Here is a 16,738-nt window from a genome sequence, read left to right on the forward strand (position 1 = left end):
CCTCCCTTGAGCCTGGATCGTGGAGCCGCTGACGCCCGGGCAGTCCAGGGGCCTATTTGCGCTTGCCGTCCTTGTCGTCCTTGTCGTCGTCGCCGTCGGGGATGATCGCGCCGGCCGCCATGCCCACGCCCTTGGCCGTGACGCCGACCGCCGCGCCGGTGACGCCGACGGCGGTTCCGACCACCGCGCCGGTGGCGGCGACCGCCAGGCAGCCCGACAGGCTCAGGGCCGCGCCCGCCAGCAGCGACAGCTGGGCGAGAAGGCGAAGGGGGCGCATTGAGGGATCCTCCGACAGGGTCGATCCCTGCCTAGCTGTCGAAGATCACCAAATGGTGGCGAACGCTAAAGCTCGATGGCGCGGACGTTTTGGCGGTCGCACGAACGCCGCATGGGACCGTCATACCGGGGATCGTGGCGGCGCCGTCGATCGGGACCGAAATAGTCGGCGGTGCGGATGAACGGGCGGGCGTGGTCGACCACCTGGGCCAGCCGTTCGATCACCCCCCGGGCGGTGATCGGTTTGCCCATGAACTCGTTGACCCCAGCGTCGCGCGCCTCCTGCAGCCGCTTCATCGTTGCATGGCCGGTGATCATGATCACCGGAAGCATCGGGCCTGGGCTGTCCGGGCCGGTCCGCAACGAGCGCACGAACTCGATTCCGTTCATCGGCTCCATCGCCAGGTCGGTCAGCACGATGTCGACGGCGTGGTTGCGCAGCGCCGCCAGGCCCTCGACGCCGTCCGCCGCCTCGATGGTCTGGGTGATCCCCAGCGCCCGCAGGATCTGCGCCAGCAGCAGGCGCGTGTGCTTGTTGTCGTCGACGATCAGAACCTTGAGGCGATCGAGGCGCACGGTCACCGCGCTGTCTGTGGGGCCGAAGTCCGCACGGTGATTGCACCGCCGACAACAGGTGATTAGCGGCGAGAAAGCTGCGCGGTCAATGTCAAAAAACGTCGGTTCGCGAGTGGCGGGCTCCCGACCTCGGCCACCGGTCAGCGCCGTTCGGAAACGCCTGGAACATAGGCGCCGCCGCCGGTCTGGGCCCGGTGGCGCAGATAGGCGTCGGCCAGCACGCAGGCGGTCATCGCCTCGACCACCGGCACGGCGCGCAGGCCGACGCACGGGTCGTGGCGGCCCTTGGTGCGCAGGTCGACTTCTTCTCCGGCCTCGTTCAGGCTGCGGCGCGGGGTCAGGATCGACGACGTCGGCTTGAACGCCACCCGCGCCACCACCGGCGCGCCCGAAGATATGCCGCCCAGGATGCCCCCGGCGCTGTTGGACAGGAACAGCGGCTGGCCGTCATTGCCCATCCGCATTTCGTCGGCGTTCTCTTCGCCCGAGAAGGCGGCGCTCGCGAACCCGGCGCCGATCTCCACGCCCTTGGAGGCGTTGATCGACATCAGGGCCGCGGCCAGCTCGGCGTCCAGCTTGCCATAGATCGGGGCGCCCCAGCCGGCTGGCACGCCGACCGCCTCGACCTCGACGATCGCCCCGGTGGACGAACCGGCCTTGCGGACCTTTTCCAGGTGTTCTTCCCAGACCGGCACGGTCTCCGCGTCCGGGCACCAGAAGCCGTTCTCGTGCCGCTGGTCCCAGTCGAAGCGGCTTCGGTCGATGGCGTGCGGGCCGATCTGCACGACGGCGGCGCGGACGGTGACGCCCTCGATGATCTTGCGGGCCACCGCGCCGGCCGCGACCCGTGCTGCGGTCTCGCGGGCCGAGGCCCGGCCGCCGCCGCGATAGTCGCGCACGCCGTACTTGGCGAAATAGGTGTAGTCGGCGTGGCCCGGCCGGAACTGGGTGGCGATCTCGCCATAGTCGCGCGAACGCTGGTCGATGTTCTCGATCAGCATCGAGATCGGCGTGCCGGTGGTCACCTGGCCGTCGGTCCGTTCGTCCTGGAACACCCCCGAAAGGATCTTCACTGCGTCCGGCTCCTGGCGTTGGGTGACGAACTTGCCCTGGCCGGGACGCCGCTGGTCCAGCCACACCTGCACCTCGTCGGCGGTCAGGCCGATGCCGGGAGGGCAGCCATCGACGACGCAGCCCAGCGCCGGTCCGTGGCTCTCGCCCCAGGTGGTCACGCGAAACAGATGGCCGAAGGTGTTGTGCGACATGGCGGCGTTCTTAAAGCCGGCGCGCGCCGGAGGCTAGGCCGCCCACGCAGCCGCGAAGCGGCGGCGCAGCGTCCGGGCGGCGCTGTCGGTGGTACGGGTCTGCTCGGTCAGGCGCAGGAACAGGTGCCCCTGCGGGTGGTCGCCGCGCGCGGGCAGACCCTGGCCGGCCAGCCGCACCAGGCCGCGCTCGCCGACCTTCTTGGTGACCCAGACCACCCGGCGGCCCAATGGCGTGTCCACCGCCACCCGGCCGCCCTGGGCCAGGACATGCGGGTGCAGCGGCGTGGTGACCCACAGGTCGTGGCCGCGGACCATGATCTGCGCATCGCCGCGCACGGCGATCTCGAACATGTCGGCGCCGGCCCGCAGCAGGTCGCCCGAGCGCAGGCCTGCGGGGAGGGTGATCTTCAGGCTGCGCCCGTCGGCCGTCTCACGCAGGACGACGCCGCCGTTCAGGGCGATCAGCGGCGTGATCGGCAGGGTGCTGTCGTCCTGGGCGCTTTTCCTGACGGTGGCGGGCGGCTGGACGATGTCGCCCGTGGGGACGGGCTCGGTCAGCAGGCGATAGGCCTCGACGGCTCGGCGGAAGCGTTCGGCGTCGCCGCCGGGGCGATCGGGGTGGGCGCTCTTGGCGGCTTCGCGAAAGGCGCGGCGCAGTTCGGCCGGCGTGGCCCCCGGCGCGACGCCTAACACGGCGCGCGCCTGCTTCCTGTCCAGCATGGGTGACTTGGGCGCGGCCATCCGGCGACTGTGGACGGGGCATGGTCAACGGTGCGTTAAGCATGGCAAGCGCGCGGCAAGGCGCTATATCGACGGCATGAGCGACAAGGCTGCGATCCCTCCCTCGCCCAGCGAGGATGACTATGTCCGCCAGGTGGCTGCGGCCGAACCGCCGCCGCTGCTGTCGGCCCAGGATCCCTTCGCGCTGTTCGCCGAATGGATGAAGGAGGCGACCGCCAAGGAGCCCAACGATCCCAACGGCATGGCGCTGGCCACGGTGGACGAGACCGGCATGCCCGACCTGCGGATGGTGCTGCTCAAGGACGCCGGCCCCGACGGTTTCGTGTTCTATACCAATCTCGGCAGCGCCAAGGGCCGGCAACTGGTTGCCAATCCCAAGGCGGCCCTGCTGTTCCACTGGAAATCCCTGCGCCGCCAGGTGCGGGTCCGCGGCCTTGTCGAGCCGGTGACGGCTGAAGAGGCCGACGCCTATTTCGCCACCCGCGCCCGTCCGGCCCAGATCGGCGCCTGGGCCTCGGAGCAGTCCCAGACCCTGCCGGACCGCCTGGCCCTTGAAAAGCGCATCGCCGAAATCGGCCTGAAGTTCGGCCTGGGCAAGGTGCCGCGTCCGCCGCACTGGTCCGGCTTCCGCGTCCGGCCCGAAGCCATTGAGTTCTGGCGTGATCGGCCGTTCCGCCTGCACGAACGCCTGGTCTTCGAGCGCGTGGGGGAGGGCTGGACCACCCAGCGCCTCTATCCTTGACCGGCGCCGAAGAGGCCGAGGTCGTCGCCTGGCTGGAAGGCGAGGCCGAAACCAAGATCGAGACTGGCTGCGCCTGGGTGTTCCTGGCCGGCGACACCGCCTTTAAGGTCAAGAAGCGGGTTGATCTCGGCTTCCTCGACTATTCGACGCTGGACCTGCGGCACTGGGCGCTGGAGCGCGAGCTGCGCTTCAATCGCGCGGCCACCTCGGACATCTATCGCGCCGTGCGGACCATCACACGCAAGGCCGGCGGAGGGCTGGAGCTCGACGGCGCCGGCGAGGTGGTCGAGTACGCGCTCGAGATGCGCCGCTTCGATGAGAGCTTCGTGCTCGCCGCCCGGCCCTGGGCGGTCGACGGGCCTTTGGCCGAGGCCATGGGCCGCGAGGTCGCGTCCGTCCACGTCAAGGCTGAGCTGCGTCCGCGGGGCGGTGGCGGCAAGGCGCTGAAATACACCATCGACTCCAACGCCAAACTGCTGCGCGAACTGGCCGGCAAACTTGGCGAGGCCCGGGTCGAGGCGCTGGTCGCCGCCACCGACGCCGAGTTCTTCCATCGCCAGCCGCTGCTCGACGCCCGCCGCGACGCCGGCTTCGCTCGCCTCTGCCACGCCGACCTGCACCTCGGGAACATCCTGCTCGAAGATGGCAGGCCGGTGCTGTTCGACTGCATCGAGTTCAACGACATCCTCTCGGACATCGACGTCCAGTACGATCTGGCGTTCCTCCTGATGGATCTCGACTTCCGCCGCCGTCGCGACGCCGCCGTGCGGGTGCTGTCGGCCTATGTCGACGAAGGCCGCCGCCATTTCGGCCCCGACCTGCTGGCTGGGCTCGCCGCCTTGCCGCTGATGATGTCCGTGCGGGCAGGGGTGCGCGCCCACGTCCAGGCCCACAGCGGCGACCTGGAAGGCGCCAGCGCCTATCTCGACGCGGGCTTGGCGCACCTTGCGCCGCCTCCGCCGAAGCTGACGGCCGTCGGCGGGCTCTCGGGCTCGGGGAAGTCGACCTTCGCGCGGCTGATCGCACCTGGCCTGGGCGCCTCGCCGGGCGCCGTGGTCCTGCGCACCGACGAGATCCGCAAGCGCCTGCTGGGCGTGGCGCCAGACGCCAGCCTGCCGGCCAGCGTCTATTCGCCGGCCTTCTACGCCGAGGTTTACGACACACTGTTCGCCGAGGCCCGCGCCCTGCTGGACGCCGGCCGCGCGGTGGTGGTCGACGCCACCTTCATCCAGCCCGAACTGCGCGGCCGCGCCGCGAGGCTGGCCGAGGAGGCCGGCGTTCCGTTCCACGGCGTCTGGCTGCAGGCCGCCCCCGAAGTGCTGGCCCAGCGCATCGAGGGCCGGGAGGCAGACGCCTCCGACGCCACCGTCGCCACCTTGAAAATGCAGCTGGACCGCGATGTCGGCCTGATCGACTGGGTCCGTGTCGACGCCTCGGGTCCGGCCCAGGACGCGGCCGAAGCCTGGTCCATCACGTACGGCGGCGCGCCGCTGAATTAGAGCGCTCCCAAGGTGTCATCCCGGTGTGCGAAGTAAGGCCGGGCCCCATGAACACCTGATCCCTCAGAGTTGTCCGAGCGTCTCACCTCATTCCGCCGACGCGGCGAGGGATCAGACGGACTGCCCCGCCACCCAGCCCGACGACCACGCCCACTGAAAATTGTACCCGCCGAGCCAGCCGGTGACGTCGACCACCTCGCCGATGAAGTAGAGCCCCGGCACGGCCTTGGCCTGCATGGTCTTGGACTCCAGGCCGCCCGTGTCCACGCCGCCCAAGGTCACCTCGGCGGTGCGATAGCCCTCCGAGCCGACCGGCTTGACCGTCCAGGCGTTGACCGCCGTGGCGATCCGGCCGATGGCCTTGTCCGACAGGTCGCCGGCGTTGGCGGGGGCGGCGGCTTCCTCGAGGATCAGCTGCGCCAGCCGCCGGGGCAGGTGCTCGGCCAGCACGGTGATCGCCGCCTGCTTGCCGCGGGTCTGGCGCGCGGCCTTCAAGGTCGCGGCGATGTCGACGCCCGGCGCCATGTCGACGGTGATCGCCTGGCCTTCTCGCCAGTACGACGAGATCTGCAGGATCGACGGCCCTGACAGCCCGCGGTGGGTGAACAGCATCGCCTCGGCGAACCTGGTCTTGCCGCAGGAGACCACGGCGTCCACCGCCACGCCGGCCAGCGGCTTCAGCCGTTCCAGCATCCCGACCTCGAAGGTCAGCGGCACCAGGGCCGGGCGGGTCTCGACGAGGTTCAGGCCGAACTGCCGGGCGATCTCGTAGCCGAAGCCGGTGGCGCCCATCTTCGGGATCGACTTGCCGCCGCTGGCGATCACCAGCGCCTCGCAGGCGACCGCTCCGCCGCTGGTCGAAAGCAGGAAGCCCTTGTCCTGCTGCTCGACCCGTTCGACGGTGGTCTTCAGCCGCAGGGTCACGCCGGCCTGGCGCACCGCCCCCGTCAGCATGGCGATGATCTCCTTGGCCGAGCCGTCGCAGAACAGCTGGCCGAGAGTCTTTTCGTGGTAGGCGATGCCCTCGCGCTCGACCCAGGCGATGAAGTCCTTGGCGGTGTAGCGGCGCAGCGCCGAGATCGCGAAGTGCGGGTTGGCCGAGATGAAGTTGGCCGGCGCGGCGTTGATGTTGGTGAAGTTGCAGCGCCCCCCGCCCGAGATGCGGATCTTCTCGCCCGGCGCGTCGGCATGGTCGATCACCAGCACCTTGCGGCCGCGCTTGCCGGCTTCGGCGGCGCACATCATGCCCGCCGCCCCGGCGCCGATCACCACGACGTCGAACTGATCCACTCGGCCCTCACGCCTGGAAGAAGGAAGTCGGCCCTTCGATAGGAGCGGGCCTCGGAAGTCAACCGGCCGGTTGGAACAGCTCGATCGGATTGCCCGATGGATCTTCGCACAGGATCTGCCGCCCGCCGGGGCCGGTGACGATCTGGTTGCGGAACGGCACGCCGCGCGCCTCGAGCGCAGCGATGCTTGCCTCGATGTCCTCGACCTCGAGCACCATGCGGTTCCAGCCGCCGGGCTGCGGCGCCCGGCCGTCAGGCATCGGTCGGGCTGCAGAGGAGGGCGGTCCAGCTGTCCACAGCGTCAGGTCGCCGCGCTTGAGGATCGCCATCGCCGGCGGGAACTGCTGGACCGCCTCGAACCCCAGGGCCTCGACATAGAACGCCACCGCCGCCTCGACGTCGGTCACCAGGTATCGGATCGTCGCCATCACGGATCCTCCTTTGTGGGCGAAACAGCATGCCGCATGGGCTTTTCGCGACAAGCCCCTGTTCACCGAGCCGCGTTGCGTTAAGGACTTGGTGAATCTAGCTTGCGCCAGCCCCAGAGAGGGCGGCGCCGTCGGGAGGGACTAAGAGTATGCAAGGCTTGATGCAGGACTGGCCGCTGACGGTCGACAAGATCCTCGACCACGCCAAGGCCTGGCACGGCGGCCGCGAGGTCGTCAGCCGTTCGGTCGAAGGGCCGATCGTCCGCACCACCTACGGCGCGATCCACGAGCGCGCCAAGCGCGTCTCCAATGCGCTGAAGGCCCTCGGGGTCGTCCCCGGCGACCGCGTCGCCACCCTGGCCTGGAACACCGGCCGCCACATCGAGGCCTGGTACGGCATCATGGGCATGGGCGCGGTGTGCCACACGCTCAATCCGCGCCTGTTCGCCGAGCAGCTCGTCTACATCATCAATCACGCCGACGATAAGGTCATCTTCACCGACCTGACCTTCCTGCCGATCCTGGCCGGCATCCGCGACCAGATCCCGGGCGTGAAGCACTTCGTGGTGCTGTCCGACGAAGCCCACCTCGGCGACCAGCTGCCCGGCGCGCTCGCCTACGAGAGCCTGATCGAGCAGTCCTCGCCCGACGTGACCTGGGGCGGCTTCGACGAAAACACCGCCGCCGGCCTCTGCTACACCTCCGGCACCACCGGCAATCCGAAGGGCGTGCTCTACTCGCATCGCTCGAACTTCCTGCACACCCTGGTGACCATGGGCGGCGACGTCCTGGGGATCCGCGCCACCGACACCGTGCTGCCGGTGGTGCCGATGTTCCACGCCAACGCCTGGGGCTTGGCCTTCTCGGCCCCGGCGGTCGGCGCCAAGCTGGTCATGCCGGGCCAGAAGCTCGACGGCGCCTCGGTGCACGAGCTGATCGAGACCGAGGGCGTGACCTTCTCGGCCGCCGTGCCGACCGTCTGGCAGATGCTGCTGCAGCACCTGCGCGCCACCAAGAGCCAGCTGACCACCCTCAAGCGCGTGGTGATCGGCGGCTCGGCGGTGCCTGAAAGCATCGTCCGCGGCTTCCGCGACGAGTTCGGCGTCGACGTCACCCACGCCTGGGGCATGACCGAGACCTCGCCGCTCGGCACCCAGGCCACGCCGAACGCGGCCATCGCCGCCATGGACGCCGAGACCCAGCTGCAGTTCAAACTCAAGCAGGGCCGCGCCCCGCTCGGCATCGAGCTGAAGCTGGTCGACGACGAGGAGAAGGATCTTCCGCACGACGGCACGACCTTCGGTCGTCTCAAGGTCGCCGGCCCGTTCGTGGTCGGCCAGTATTTCAAGTCCGAGGGCGGAAACATCCTCGATGAGGACGGCTTCTTCGACACCGGCGACGTCGCCACCCTCGACGAGCACGGCTTCATGCAGATCACCGACCGCGCCAAGGACGTGATCAAATCGGGCGGCGAGTGGATCTCCTCGATCGAGATCGAGAACATCGCCGCCGGCCACCCGAAGGCCGAGCTCGCCGCGGTGATCGGCGTCGCCCACCCCAAGTGGGACGAGCGGCCGCTGCTTCTCGTCAAGCTGAAGGCCGGCGAGACCGCCACCAAGGAGGAATTCCTGCAGTTCCTGGAGGGCAAGATCGCCAAGTGGTGGACGCCTGACGACGTGGCCTTCGTCGACGAGATACCGCTCGGCGCCACCGGCAAGATCGACAAAAAGCTGATCCGCGACCGCATGAAGGACTATGTCCTGCCGACCGCGGCTGGCGGCGGGGCCGCGGCGCTGGCCGTCTCGCCGGAGCCGAAGATCTACGCCCCCGAGCCCGCAACGCCGATGCCGGACGACGGTTCGTGGCTGCAGTGGACGCCGGGCCCCGACCAGGCGGTCGATCGCGCCGCGTCGCCGCCGCGGGAGGCGTCGACCGCCAAACCGCAGCCGCCGGAGGCCCCGGCGGACGCCGTGCGCCCTTTTCGGCGGAGCTGACCGCGTCTGAGCCGGCCATTGCGCCGGCTCAGGGGCGGCCGGCTGCGTCGGTTCTGGTGCGTCAGCCGGCCGTCTCGCACGGCTTCGCCGAACTTTATCTGAACGGCGCGACCCTGATCGCCTTGGCGCCGGCCTGTCTGGTCGCCGTCGGGATGATCGCGCCCAAGCTCGGTCTGATGAGCGAGGGCGTCGGGGTCGGGCTCGTGGCCATGGAGTGGGCGCCGCACGTCGCCCTGGCCAGCGTCGCCGGCGGCTTCTTCGGCGCGCTGGTCGCCATGCTGGCCGGCTTCTCGCGCTTCTGGCTGCGCGCGCTGCTGGTGCTTGCGATCACCACCGCGACCCTGTTCGCCTATGTCTGGGACCGCGAAGTGCGTCAGCCCGCCGTCGAGGCGCAGGTGACGCTCCGCTGAGGCGGAGCAGCGCCCCGATCGCCCCGATTTTGCCGGCGCCTTCCAGCGCGTCCATAATTGCGTCTGGCGTAAAGTCCATATTTTTGCTATAAGCCAAAATCGAAGTTCGCTTTTGGTTCGGTTGTTCTCATCGCTTTTCTAAAAAAGCGGCCCGAGCCGACCTCAACCTTCTCCGAAAATTTGATCCGCCGCCCTGTACCGGGCGCGCGAAAACTTGCGCCTGAAAGGTGACGATTATGACGACCGGCATTGTTAAATGGTTCAACCCGACCAAGGGCTTTGGCTTTATTCAGCCTGATGACGGCGGGGCCGACGTGTTCGTGCACATCAGCGCCGTCGAGCGTTCCAGCCTCGGCTCGCTCGAGGAGGGCCAGAAGCTCGGCTATGAACTGGAACTGGACTCGCGCAGCGGCAAGATGGCCGCCGTGCAGTTGCAAGCCGTCTAAGCGTCTTGCCCTCCGCCCGGACCGGCCCGGCTTCTTCGACCGGCTCGGCGGAGGAACGCTCATGACCATCTCCACTATCGAGCGCGCGTTCCAGATCGCCCGCTCGGGTCAGGTGCGCGACGTCGCCACGCTCAAGCTGAGGCTTGAAGAGGACGGGTGTCGCGCGGTGGAGGCGCTGCTCGCGCCGCGATCCTTGCGCCGTCACCTCGAGGCCATCTGCGTCGCGGCGTTCAAGCCAGCGCAGATCGATCCATCCGCGGACAACCGAAAGCACAAATGAACGAAACCCAACGCACTGAATTCGCCGAGCGCCTGAAGACGGCCGCCGAAGCGCGCAGCGCGCTTCTGGCCAAGCTTCGGCCGAAGCCCACGGTCACCGCCGCCCAGACCCCCGACCGCAGCGCCGCGCGCGCCGCCGAGCTCGAACAGGTCCGTGCCGCCCGCCGCCAGGCCAAGGCCGACAAGCAGCAGGCGGCGTCCGACGCCCAGGAAGCCGCCCGCCAGGCGGGCGAAGCCGCCGCCGCAGCGTCGCTCGACGCCAAGCGCGGTGAACGCAAGGAGCGCAAGGCGCTCACCAAGGCCGAGCAAAAGGCGAAGCGCGACCAGCGCTACGCCGCGCGCAAGGCCCGCCAGTAGTCACCCACAGGAGCACCGATGGCGAGGAAGCCGAATTACCAGTTTGAGCGCATGGAGCGCGAACGCCTGAAGGCGAACAAGACCGCGGCCAAGGCGGCGGAAAAGCGTGAAGAGCGCGAACGCGCGCGGGCGCTCTCAGCCCCGGAAGAGGACAAGTAGCCCATGTCGACCAGCGTCATTTACAGCCACGAGACGGTCAGTCTCGACGGGCAGGTCTTCTCCGACTGCGAGTTCCTCAAGTCCCGCCTGATCTACGCGGGCGGCGAGCCGCCGATCTTCGAAAACTGCCGTTTCCAGAACTGCGAATGGCGGTTCGACGGCCCGGCGGGCAATACGCTCGCCTACCTCAAGAACCTGTGGGGCGCGGGCGAAAAAGCCTCGGTCCAAGCCGCCATCAAGGAAATCACCGGGGTCGCGCGCTGACGCTCACCCCGCCAGCCGGTACTCGCTGTCCAGCCCGGGATCGCGATCGTCGCTGACCACCACTCCGCGGCGGGTCAGGTCGATCATGTGGCCGAGCACCGATCGCGCCGCCGCCGGCCACAGCCGCTTGTCGACCTCGGCATAGAGCACCGGCACCATGTCCTTGATCCTGCCGTGGCCTTCGCCGACCGCCTTCACCACCTGGGCCTCGCGGGCGCGGCGGTGGGCGATATAGGCGTCGATGAACGGTTCGACCTTCAGCACCGGCGGGCCGTGGGTCGGCCACAGGATGTCGAAACGCCGCGCCTTCACCAACTCCAGGCTTTCCATGTAGGCGGTCATGTCGCCGTCCGGCGGCGAGACCACCGTCGTCGACCAGCCCATGATGTGGTCGCCGGAGAAGAGGGCGTTCTCCTCCTTCAGGGCGAAGCAGATGTGGTTGGAGGTATGGCCCGGCGTGGCGATCGCCTCCAGCGTCCAACCTGGCCCTTCGAACACCGCCCCGCCGCCGCAGATGTCGATGTCGGGGGTGAACGACAGATCGTGCCCGGCCTCGGTGATCACCGTCGAGTCGGCGGCTTTCGCGCCCACCGCGCAGCCGTAGATCTTCGCGCCGGTCTTCTCCTGCAGCGGGCCGGCGAGCGGCGAGTGGTCGGAGTGATGGTGCGTCACCAGGATGTGGGTGACGGTCTCCCCCTCCAGGGCGGCCATCAGGGCGTCCAGGTGCTCGGGCATGTCGGGGCCGGGGTCGATCACGGCCACCTTGCCCTTGCCGATGATATAGGTGCCAGTGCCCAGATAGGTGAACGGGCCGGGATTGTTGGCCACCACCCGGCGGATCAGCGGCGAGACCTGATCGCAGGCGCCGTACTCGAACTGAATCTCACGAACATAAGGGATCATCGAAAAATCCTTGGGCGGCGCCCGTCTTGCTGCTCCGGCCTCGAACCTGGAATGCGAGGTCGGTCATGGCGACGGACACGGCGAATTATGTATCAAAACGGCTTCAGAGGGTGGCCTTCGCGCTGCTCTGTCTCGTCGCTGTCCAGCTGCTGCTGGCCGTCGCGAGTTGCGAGCCCGAGCAGGTAGCCATGGGCGCCACGCGGGTGCAACTCACAGCGCAGCCATAGCACCGCCCGACGACCGCCTTTTGGCGGGCGAGAACTGGAAGGCGTCGATGCAGCGATAGCTGCCTACTGCGAGGCCAATGGTCTCGCGCCCCGGGACTTGACGGCCTTCTCGGGCTAGCCGTCGCCGGGGCTCATTCGTGTCCGGCTAGCGCGGGAACGCGCCCGAGAGGTCGTAGCCGGCCTGGGCGCCCAGTTCGACGAGCTCGTCGGCCGAGCGTTCGTCGGCCTGGAACTGGCCCAGCGACCAGGTCACGATCGAGCGGGTGCCCGAGCGGCAGAAGGCCAGCACCGGGCCGCCGGCGGCCTCGACGGCGCGATAGTTGGTTTCGACCTGGTCGGGGGTCGGTCCGCCGCGCACCGGGATGTGGACATAGGCCAGGCCGGCCGCCTTGGCCGCCGCCTCGATCTCGGCGCTGCTCGGTTGGCTCGGGTCCTCGCCGTCCGGGCGGTTGTTGATCACCAGTTTGAAGCCTTGGGCCGCGGCCTGCGCCAGGTCGGCGGTGGAAATCTGCGGGGCGACCGAGAGCTGGTCGGTGACGCGTCGGAAGTCAGTCATCTGCAATACCGCTAGGAGGGGGAGGGGCGATCGTTTGACATCATCGGGGCCCGGTGAAAGTTTCGCAACGCTTGGCCTGCGATCGGCCGCCACCTTGAGCCCCTGATGTTCCGCTTCATCGGCCGCCGCCTGCTGGTGGCCATCCCGACCCTGTTCCTGGTGGTGACCGTCGCGTTCTTCATGATGCGCGCCGCCCCCGGCAGCCCGTTCGACATGGACCGCAAGCTCTCGCCCGAGATCGAGCGGAACGTGATGGCCAAGTACGGGATGGATAAGCCGCTGCACGAGCAGTACTTCAACTATCTCCGCGACGTGACCCGCGGCGATTTCGGCCCGTCGCTGAAGTATAAGGACAAGAGCGTCCTTCAGATCCTCCAGGAGAATTACAAGGTCAGCCTGACGCTCGGGCTGTCGGCGATCATCCTGGCCAGCGTGGTCGGGGTGACCCTGGGGGTGCTGGCGGCGCTGCGCCAGAACCGGATGATCGACTACGGGGTGATGGCGGTGGCCATCGTCGGGGTCTGCATCCCGACATTCGTCACCGCGCCGCTGCTCGTGCTGATATTCGGCTCGAAACTGCAGCTTTTGCCTTCTGGCGGTTGGAACGGCGGGGCGCTCGCAAACCTGATTTTGCCGGTAGCGGTGCTGGCCCTGCCGCAGATCGCCATCATCTCGCGCCTGACGCGAGCCGGCATGATCGAGGTGTTGCGCTCGAACTACATCCGCACCGCCCGCGCCAAAGGCCTGCCGGAGCACAGGATTGTCGCCAAACACGCCCTGCGCGCGGCGATCCTGCCGCTGGTCAGCTATCTCGGCCCGGCCTGCGCGGGGCTGCTGACCGGCAGCTTGGTGGTGGAAAAGATCTTTAACCTGCCGGGACTGGGCAAGTTCTTCGTCATTTCCGCGCTTCAGCGCGACTACACCGTGGTGATGGGGATGGTGATCTTCTACGCCGCCCTGATCCTCGTCCTGAACCTGATCGCCGACCTTCTCTATGCGGCGCTCGACCCCCGCGTGAGGCTGTCGTGATCCTGGCTCCCGGTTCGCGCGCCGGCGCGCAAGTCATGGAAAAGGCTGTGAAAGGCCGCAGCCTGTGGGACGACGCGCGCCGCCGCCTGCTGCGCAACGGGGCGGCGGTCAGCGGCATGGTGGTGCTGGCGATCCTGGTGCTGGTCGCCGTCGTCGGGCCGCACCTGGTCCCGTTCAGCTACGACCAGATCAACAAGGACGACGTCTGGGCCCCGCCGATGACCGCCGGCCACCTGCTCGGGGCCGACTCCCTGGGCCGCGACCTGCTGGCCCGGTTGCTTATGGGGCTTCGGGTTTCGCTGGCCATCGGGCTCGTGGCGACCCTGGTGTCGCTGGTCATCGGCATCGCCTGGGGCGCGGTCGCCGGCTATGTCGGCGGGGCGCTCGACGAGATCATGATGCGCGTCGTCGACGTGCTCTACTCGCTCCCGTTCATCTTCTTCGTGATCCTGCTGATGGTGACCTTCGGGTCGAACATCATCCTGATCTTCATCGCCATCGGCGCGGTGGAGTGGCTGACCATGAGCCGCATCGTCCGCGGCCAGACGCTCGGCTTGAAGCACAAGGAGTTCGTGGAGGCCGCGCGCGCCGCGGGGCTGAGCCAGGGCGGGGTCATCGCGCGCCACATCATCCCCAACCTGCTGGGGCCGGTGGTGGTCTATGTGACGCTGACGATACCTGCCGTTATCCTGGCCGAGAGCTTCCTCAGCTTCCTGGGCCTCGGCGTCCAGCCGCCGATGGCCTCGCTCGGCACCCTGATAGCGGGCGGGGCGCAGGACATGGAGCTCGCGCCCTGGCTGCTGATCTTCCCCGCCCTGACCATGGTCGTCACGCTGATGAGCTTCAATTTCATCGGCGACGGCCTTCGGGACGCGATCGACCCGAAGGACCGCTGAGCCTTTCTAGCGTAACCGCTTGGCGCGCGCGCCCGACTGGCCCTCGAGGCTGAGGAAGTAGCCGCCGACCGCGCCCTTGCGCACCTCGACCTTGCCGCCCTTCTTCGGTTGCCGGGCGAGGTCGGCGGCGTCGTAGTACTGCCAGATCGCCCCGCCGGTCAGTTCGAACACCCACTTGCCGTCGCCGCCGCGATAGGCGCGCTCGATGGTGTCCTCGATGCGGCTGGCCTCCTCGGGGCTCGCCTCGGCCTTGTTGAACATGTCCAGGGTCGGCAGGCTGAGGCCGAAGGCCTGCTTGCGCGCGGCCTTGGCCTGCTCGCGGTCGACGACCACGATGTCGCCCTTCTGCTCGGCGGTGTCGATGGCGCCGGCGGCGGCGTCATAGCAGGCCAGTCGCTCGGTCGGATCGGTCTTGGTCTTGCAGTCCAGCAGCGACTGGAGGACGGCGGCGCGGCCCTCCGGCTTGGCCTGGGCGGCGGCCTGGCCGGCCGCGGCGAAGGCCGCCAGCAGGGCGAGGGCGGTCAGCTTTGAGCGCGTGGGAAAGTGTGTCATCCGTGACCCATGGTTTCGACGTTCCGCATTGATAGGGCGCTCCGGGCGCTCGGCAATACGCTGATGCTTGGCCTGGCTGCGTTTTCGCTTCCCGCCTGCGCTCCCAAGGGCCCCTCGCGGCCGCCGTGCCCGGCGGGCCAGGTCTGCATCCAGGCCGGCAACGTTTCCGAACCCGTGACCCTCGATCCGCACAAGTCGACCGGCACGTGGGAAGACCGGATCATCGCCAACCTGCTGATCGGCCTGACCGACTCTGATCCCGAGGGCAAGGCGGTCCCGGGCATGGCCGAGCGCTGGGAGACCAGCCCCGACGGCCTGGTCTGGACTTTCTATCTGCGCGACGCGAACTGGTCCGACGGCGCGCCGGTGACGGCCGACGACTTCGTGTTCTCGTTGCGCCGCATCCTGCTGCCGGAGACGGCCTCGGAGTACGCCTCCGTCCTCTATCTGATCAAGAACGCCCAGGCGGTGAACGAGGGCAAGGCCCCCAAGGAGGCGCTCGGCGTGCGCGCCCTTTCGCCGAAGGTGCTCGAGATCACCCTGAACCATCCGGCCCCGTACCTGCCCGAGCTCGCCAAGCACCACACCATGTCGCCGGTGCCCAAGCACCTGCTCGACAGGGTCGGCGAGAAGTGGGTGCAGCCGGGCAACTACCTGTCGAACGGCCCCTACATCGTTACCGACTGGAAGCTCGGCGACTATGTGCGATTGGTGAAGAACCCGCGCTTCTATGAAGCGTCCAAGGTCTGCGTCGATCAAATCTACCTCTATCCGACGCCGGATGCGACGATGGCCGAGCGGCGGGTCGCGCGCGGCGAACTGGATATGAACGCCGACATCCAGTCGAACCGCATCGCCTTCCTGCGCGAAACCATGCCTGGCTATGTGCGCACCCACACCTTCCTGGGCGTGACCTACCTGGCGTTCAACGCCAATGTCCCGGCCTTCAAGGACAGGCGGGTGCGCCAGGCGCTGACCATGTCGATCGACCGGGACTTCATCACTGAGAAGCTGCTGCGCGGCGGGCAGAAGGCGGCCTACACGTTTGTCCCGCCGGGTGTCGCCGAGTACACGCCCGCCCAGCCGCCGGGCTGGGCCGCCTGGCCGCTGGAGAAGCGCCAGGCCGAGGCCCGTCGCCTGTTGGCGCAGGCCGGCTATGGTCCCAAGAACCCGCTGCGCTTCGAGATCAAGCACCGCAACACCCCCGACCCGATGCTGTTCATGCCGGCCATCCAGGCCGACTGGAAGGAGATCGGGGTCGATGCGCGGCTGGTCCAGAACGAGGCGCAGATCGCTTATGCGGCTTTCCGCTCGCGCGATTTCGACGTCGCCGACGCGGCCTGGATCGCCGACTACAACGACGCCATGAGCTTCCTCTACCTGCAGCAGTCGGCGACCGGCCCGCAAAATTATGGCGATTATCGCAATCCCGCCTATGACGCGCTGCTGGCCAAGGCCGACGCCGAAGTCGACGCCAAGGTCCGCGCCGGCTACCTCGCGCAGGCCGAGGCGTTGATGCTCGATGACGCCCCGGTTGCGCCTATCTACTTCTACGTGAACAAGAATCTCGTCTCGCCGAAGGTCACGGGCTTTGTCGACAACCTCGTCGATCAGCACCGCGCGCGTTACTGGTGTGTCGACAAAGGCACGCCCGTCACAGCGAATTCCGTTACGCCAAAAGGGTAAAATCGTGCGCGTCAGCACTGCTGGGGCACAATCTGTGACCAGAATGCGACAGGTTGGCGTCCACAACATTGCGGCCGCCTAATCTGCGTTGACCCTCCCGCTGTAAGCCTCGTAACTCCAAGGTAACCGGGTTCGAATTCGAGTCCGGGACCGAACCTTTTGTG

At 68.2% G+C, this 16,738-nt stretch carries 21 protein-coding genes; 12 read left to right on the forward strand and 9 right to left on the reverse strand.

Annotated elements, in window-relative coordinates; all coding sequences use genetic code 11:
* Window positions 1–52 precede the first annotated feature (52 nt).
* The 4 genes from OUA97_RS05505 to OUA97_RS05520 form a co-directional block, all read right to left on the reverse strand.
* Complete coding sequence (locus OUA97_RS05505) at window positions 53–277, reverse strand: hypothetical protein (RefSeq protein ID WP_267230810.1); 225 nt, start codon at window positions 275–277, stop codon at window positions 53–55.
* Between the two features lie 65 nt (window positions 278–342).
* A complete protein-coding gene (locus OUA97_RS05510; RefSeq protein ID WP_323690525.1) occupies window positions 343–858 on the reverse strand; it encodes a response regulator in 516 nt (171 codons plus the stop codon).
* 134 nt (window positions 859–992) lie between these two features.
* Window positions 993–2,117: a chorismate synthase gene (gene aroC / locus OUA97_RS05515; RefSeq protein WP_267230811.1), complete on the reverse strand. Its 1,125-nt coding sequence runs from the start codon at window positions 2,115–2,117 to the stop codon at window positions 993–995.
* Between the two features lie 33 nt (window positions 2,118–2,150).
* Window positions 2,151–2,837, reverse strand: coding sequence for a J domain-containing protein (locus tag OUA97_RS05520; protein ID WP_267230812.1), 687 nt, complete (start codon window positions 2,835–2,837; stop codon window positions 2,151–2,153).
* A gap of 97 nt (window positions 2,838–2,934) precedes the next feature.
* Between OUA97_RS05520 and pdxH the strand changes: the two genes are divergently transcribed.
* Together pdxH and OUA97_RS05530 are read left to right on the forward strand one after the other, a co-directional pair.
* Window positions 2,935–3,600, forward strand: coding sequence for a pyridoxamine 5'-phosphate oxidase (gene pdxH / locus OUA97_RS05525; protein ID WP_267230813.1), 666 nt, complete (start codon window positions 2,935–2,937; stop codon window positions 3,598–3,600).
* Window positions 3,597–5,099 (forward strand): AAA family ATPase, encoded by a 1,503-nt coding sequence (locus OUA97_RS05530; protein ID WP_267230814.1) that lies wholly within the window; start codon window positions 3,597–3,599, stop codon window positions 5,097–5,099. Before pdxH ends, OUA97_RS05530 begins: the two co-directional genes overlap by 4 nt.
* A gap of 111 nt (window positions 5,100–5,210) precedes the next feature.
* Here the strand turns inward: OUA97_RS05530 and OUA97_RS05535 are convergent, their stop codons facing one another.
* Both OUA97_RS05535 and OUA97_RS05540 read right to left on the reverse strand, forming a co-directional pair.
* A complete protein-coding gene (locus OUA97_RS05535; protein WP_267230815.1) occupies window positions 5,211–6,389 on the reverse strand; it encodes an NAD(P)/FAD-dependent oxidoreductase in 1,179 nt (392 codons plus the stop codon).
* 58 nt (window positions 6,390–6,447) lie between these two features.
* Complete coding sequence (locus OUA97_RS05540; protein ID WP_267230816.1) at window positions 6,448–6,816, reverse strand: VOC family protein; 369 nt, start codon at window positions 6,814–6,816, stop codon at window positions 6,448–6,450.
* A 149-nt stretch (window positions 6,817–6,965) separates the two neighbouring features.
* Here OUA97_RS05540 and OUA97_RS05545 point away from each other — a divergent pair, with 149 nt between their 5' ends.
* From OUA97_RS05545 to OUA97_RS05575, 7 genes are all read left to right on the forward strand, one after another.
* Window positions 6,966–8,810, forward strand: a complete 1,845-nt coding sequence (locus tag OUA97_RS05545) for a long-chain-fatty-acid--CoA ligase (protein WP_267230817.1) — start codon at window positions 6,966–6,968, stop codon at window positions 8,808–8,810.
* Window positions 8,811–8,866: 56 nt separating this feature from the next.
* Entirely contained in the window at window positions 8,867–9,220 is a 354-nt protein-coding gene (locus OUA97_RS05550; RefSeq protein ID WP_267230818.1) for a hypothetical protein, read from the forward strand.
* A gap of 236 nt (window positions 9,221–9,456) precedes the next feature.
* A complete protein-coding gene (locus OUA97_RS05555) occupies window positions 9,457–9,666 on the forward strand; it encodes a cold-shock protein (protein WP_267230819.1) in 210 nt (69 codons plus the stop codon).
* 61 nt (window positions 9,667–9,727) lie between these two features.
* Window positions 9,728–9,946, forward strand: coding sequence for a hypothetical protein (locus OUA97_RS05560; RefSeq protein WP_267230820.1), 219 nt, complete (start codon window positions 9,728–9,730; stop codon window positions 9,944–9,946).
* Window positions 9,943–10,302 (forward strand): DUF6481 family protein, encoded by a 360-nt coding sequence (locus OUA97_RS05565; protein WP_267230821.1) that lies wholly within the window; start codon window positions 9,943–9,945, stop codon window positions 10,300–10,302. The genes OUA97_RS05560 and OUA97_RS05565 overlap by 4 nt, the downstream gene beginning before the upstream one ends.
* 18 nt (window positions 10,303–10,320) lie before the next feature.
* Window positions 10,321–10,461, forward strand: coding sequence for a hypothetical protein (locus tag OUA97_RS05570; RefSeq protein WP_267230822.1), 141 nt, complete (start codon window positions 10,321–10,323; stop codon window positions 10,459–10,461).
* Window positions 10,462–10,464: 3 nt separating this feature from the next.
* Window positions 10,465–10,725 carry a hypothetical protein gene (locus tag OUA97_RS05575; RefSeq protein ID WP_267230823.1) on the forward strand — a complete coding sequence of 87 codons (261 nt, stop codon included), beginning with the start codon at window positions 10,465–10,467 and terminating at the stop codon, window positions 10,723–10,725.
* A 3-nt stretch (window positions 10,726–10,728) separates the two neighbouring features.
* On the opposite strand, the gene OUA97_RS05580 is transcribed toward OUA97_RS05575, so the two are convergent.
* Together OUA97_RS05580 and OUA97_RS05585 are read right to left on the reverse strand one after the other, a co-directional pair.
* Complete coding sequence (locus OUA97_RS05580; protein ID WP_267230824.1) at window positions 10,729–11,628, reverse strand: MBL fold metallo-hydrolase; 900 nt, start codon at window positions 11,626–11,628, stop codon at window positions 10,729–10,731.
* A 372-nt stretch (window positions 11,629–12,000) separates the two neighbouring features.
* Window positions 12,001–12,411, reverse strand: a complete 411-nt coding sequence (locus OUA97_RS05585) for a TIGR01244 family sulfur transferase (RefSeq protein WP_267230825.1) — start codon at window positions 12,409–12,411, stop codon at window positions 12,001–12,003.
* Window positions 12,412–12,516: 105 nt separating this feature from the next.
* On the opposite strand from OUA97_RS05585, the gene oppB reads away from it, so the two are divergent.
* Complete coding sequence (oppB, locus tag OUA97_RS05590; RefSeq protein WP_267230826.1) at window positions 12,517–13,440, forward strand: oligopeptide ABC transporter permease OppB; 924 nt, start codon at window positions 12,517–12,519, stop codon at window positions 13,438–13,440.
* Entirely contained in the window at window positions 13,437–14,336 is a 900-nt protein-coding gene (locus tag OUA97_RS05595) for an ABC transporter permease (RefSeq protein ID WP_267230827.1), read from the forward strand. Before oppB ends, OUA97_RS05595 begins: the two co-directional genes overlap by 4 nt.
* Before the next feature lie 6 nt (window positions 14,337–14,342).
* Here the strand turns inward: OUA97_RS05595 and OUA97_RS05600 are convergent, their stop codons facing one another.
* Window positions 14,343–14,888: a hypothetical protein gene (locus OUA97_RS05600; RefSeq protein WP_267230828.1), complete on the reverse strand. Its 546-nt coding sequence runs from the start codon at window positions 14,886–14,888 to the stop codon at window positions 14,343–14,345.
* Window positions 14,889–14,897: 9 nt separating this feature from the next.
* Between OUA97_RS05600 and OUA97_RS05605 the strand changes: the two genes are divergently transcribed.
* Window positions 14,898–16,574 carry a peptide ABC transporter substrate-binding protein gene (locus tag OUA97_RS05605; RefSeq protein ID WP_267230829.1) on the forward strand — a complete coding sequence of 559 codons (1,677 nt, stop codon included), beginning with the start codon at window positions 14,898–14,900 and terminating at the stop codon, window positions 16,572–16,574.
* Window positions 16,575–16,738 lie beyond the last annotated feature (164 nt).

Origin of the sequence: Phenylobacterium sp. 58.2.17, from assembly GCF_026411515.1 — a bacterium.
GTDB lineage: Bacteria > Pseudomonadota > Alphaproteobacteria > Caulobacterales > Caulobacteraceae > Phenylobacterium.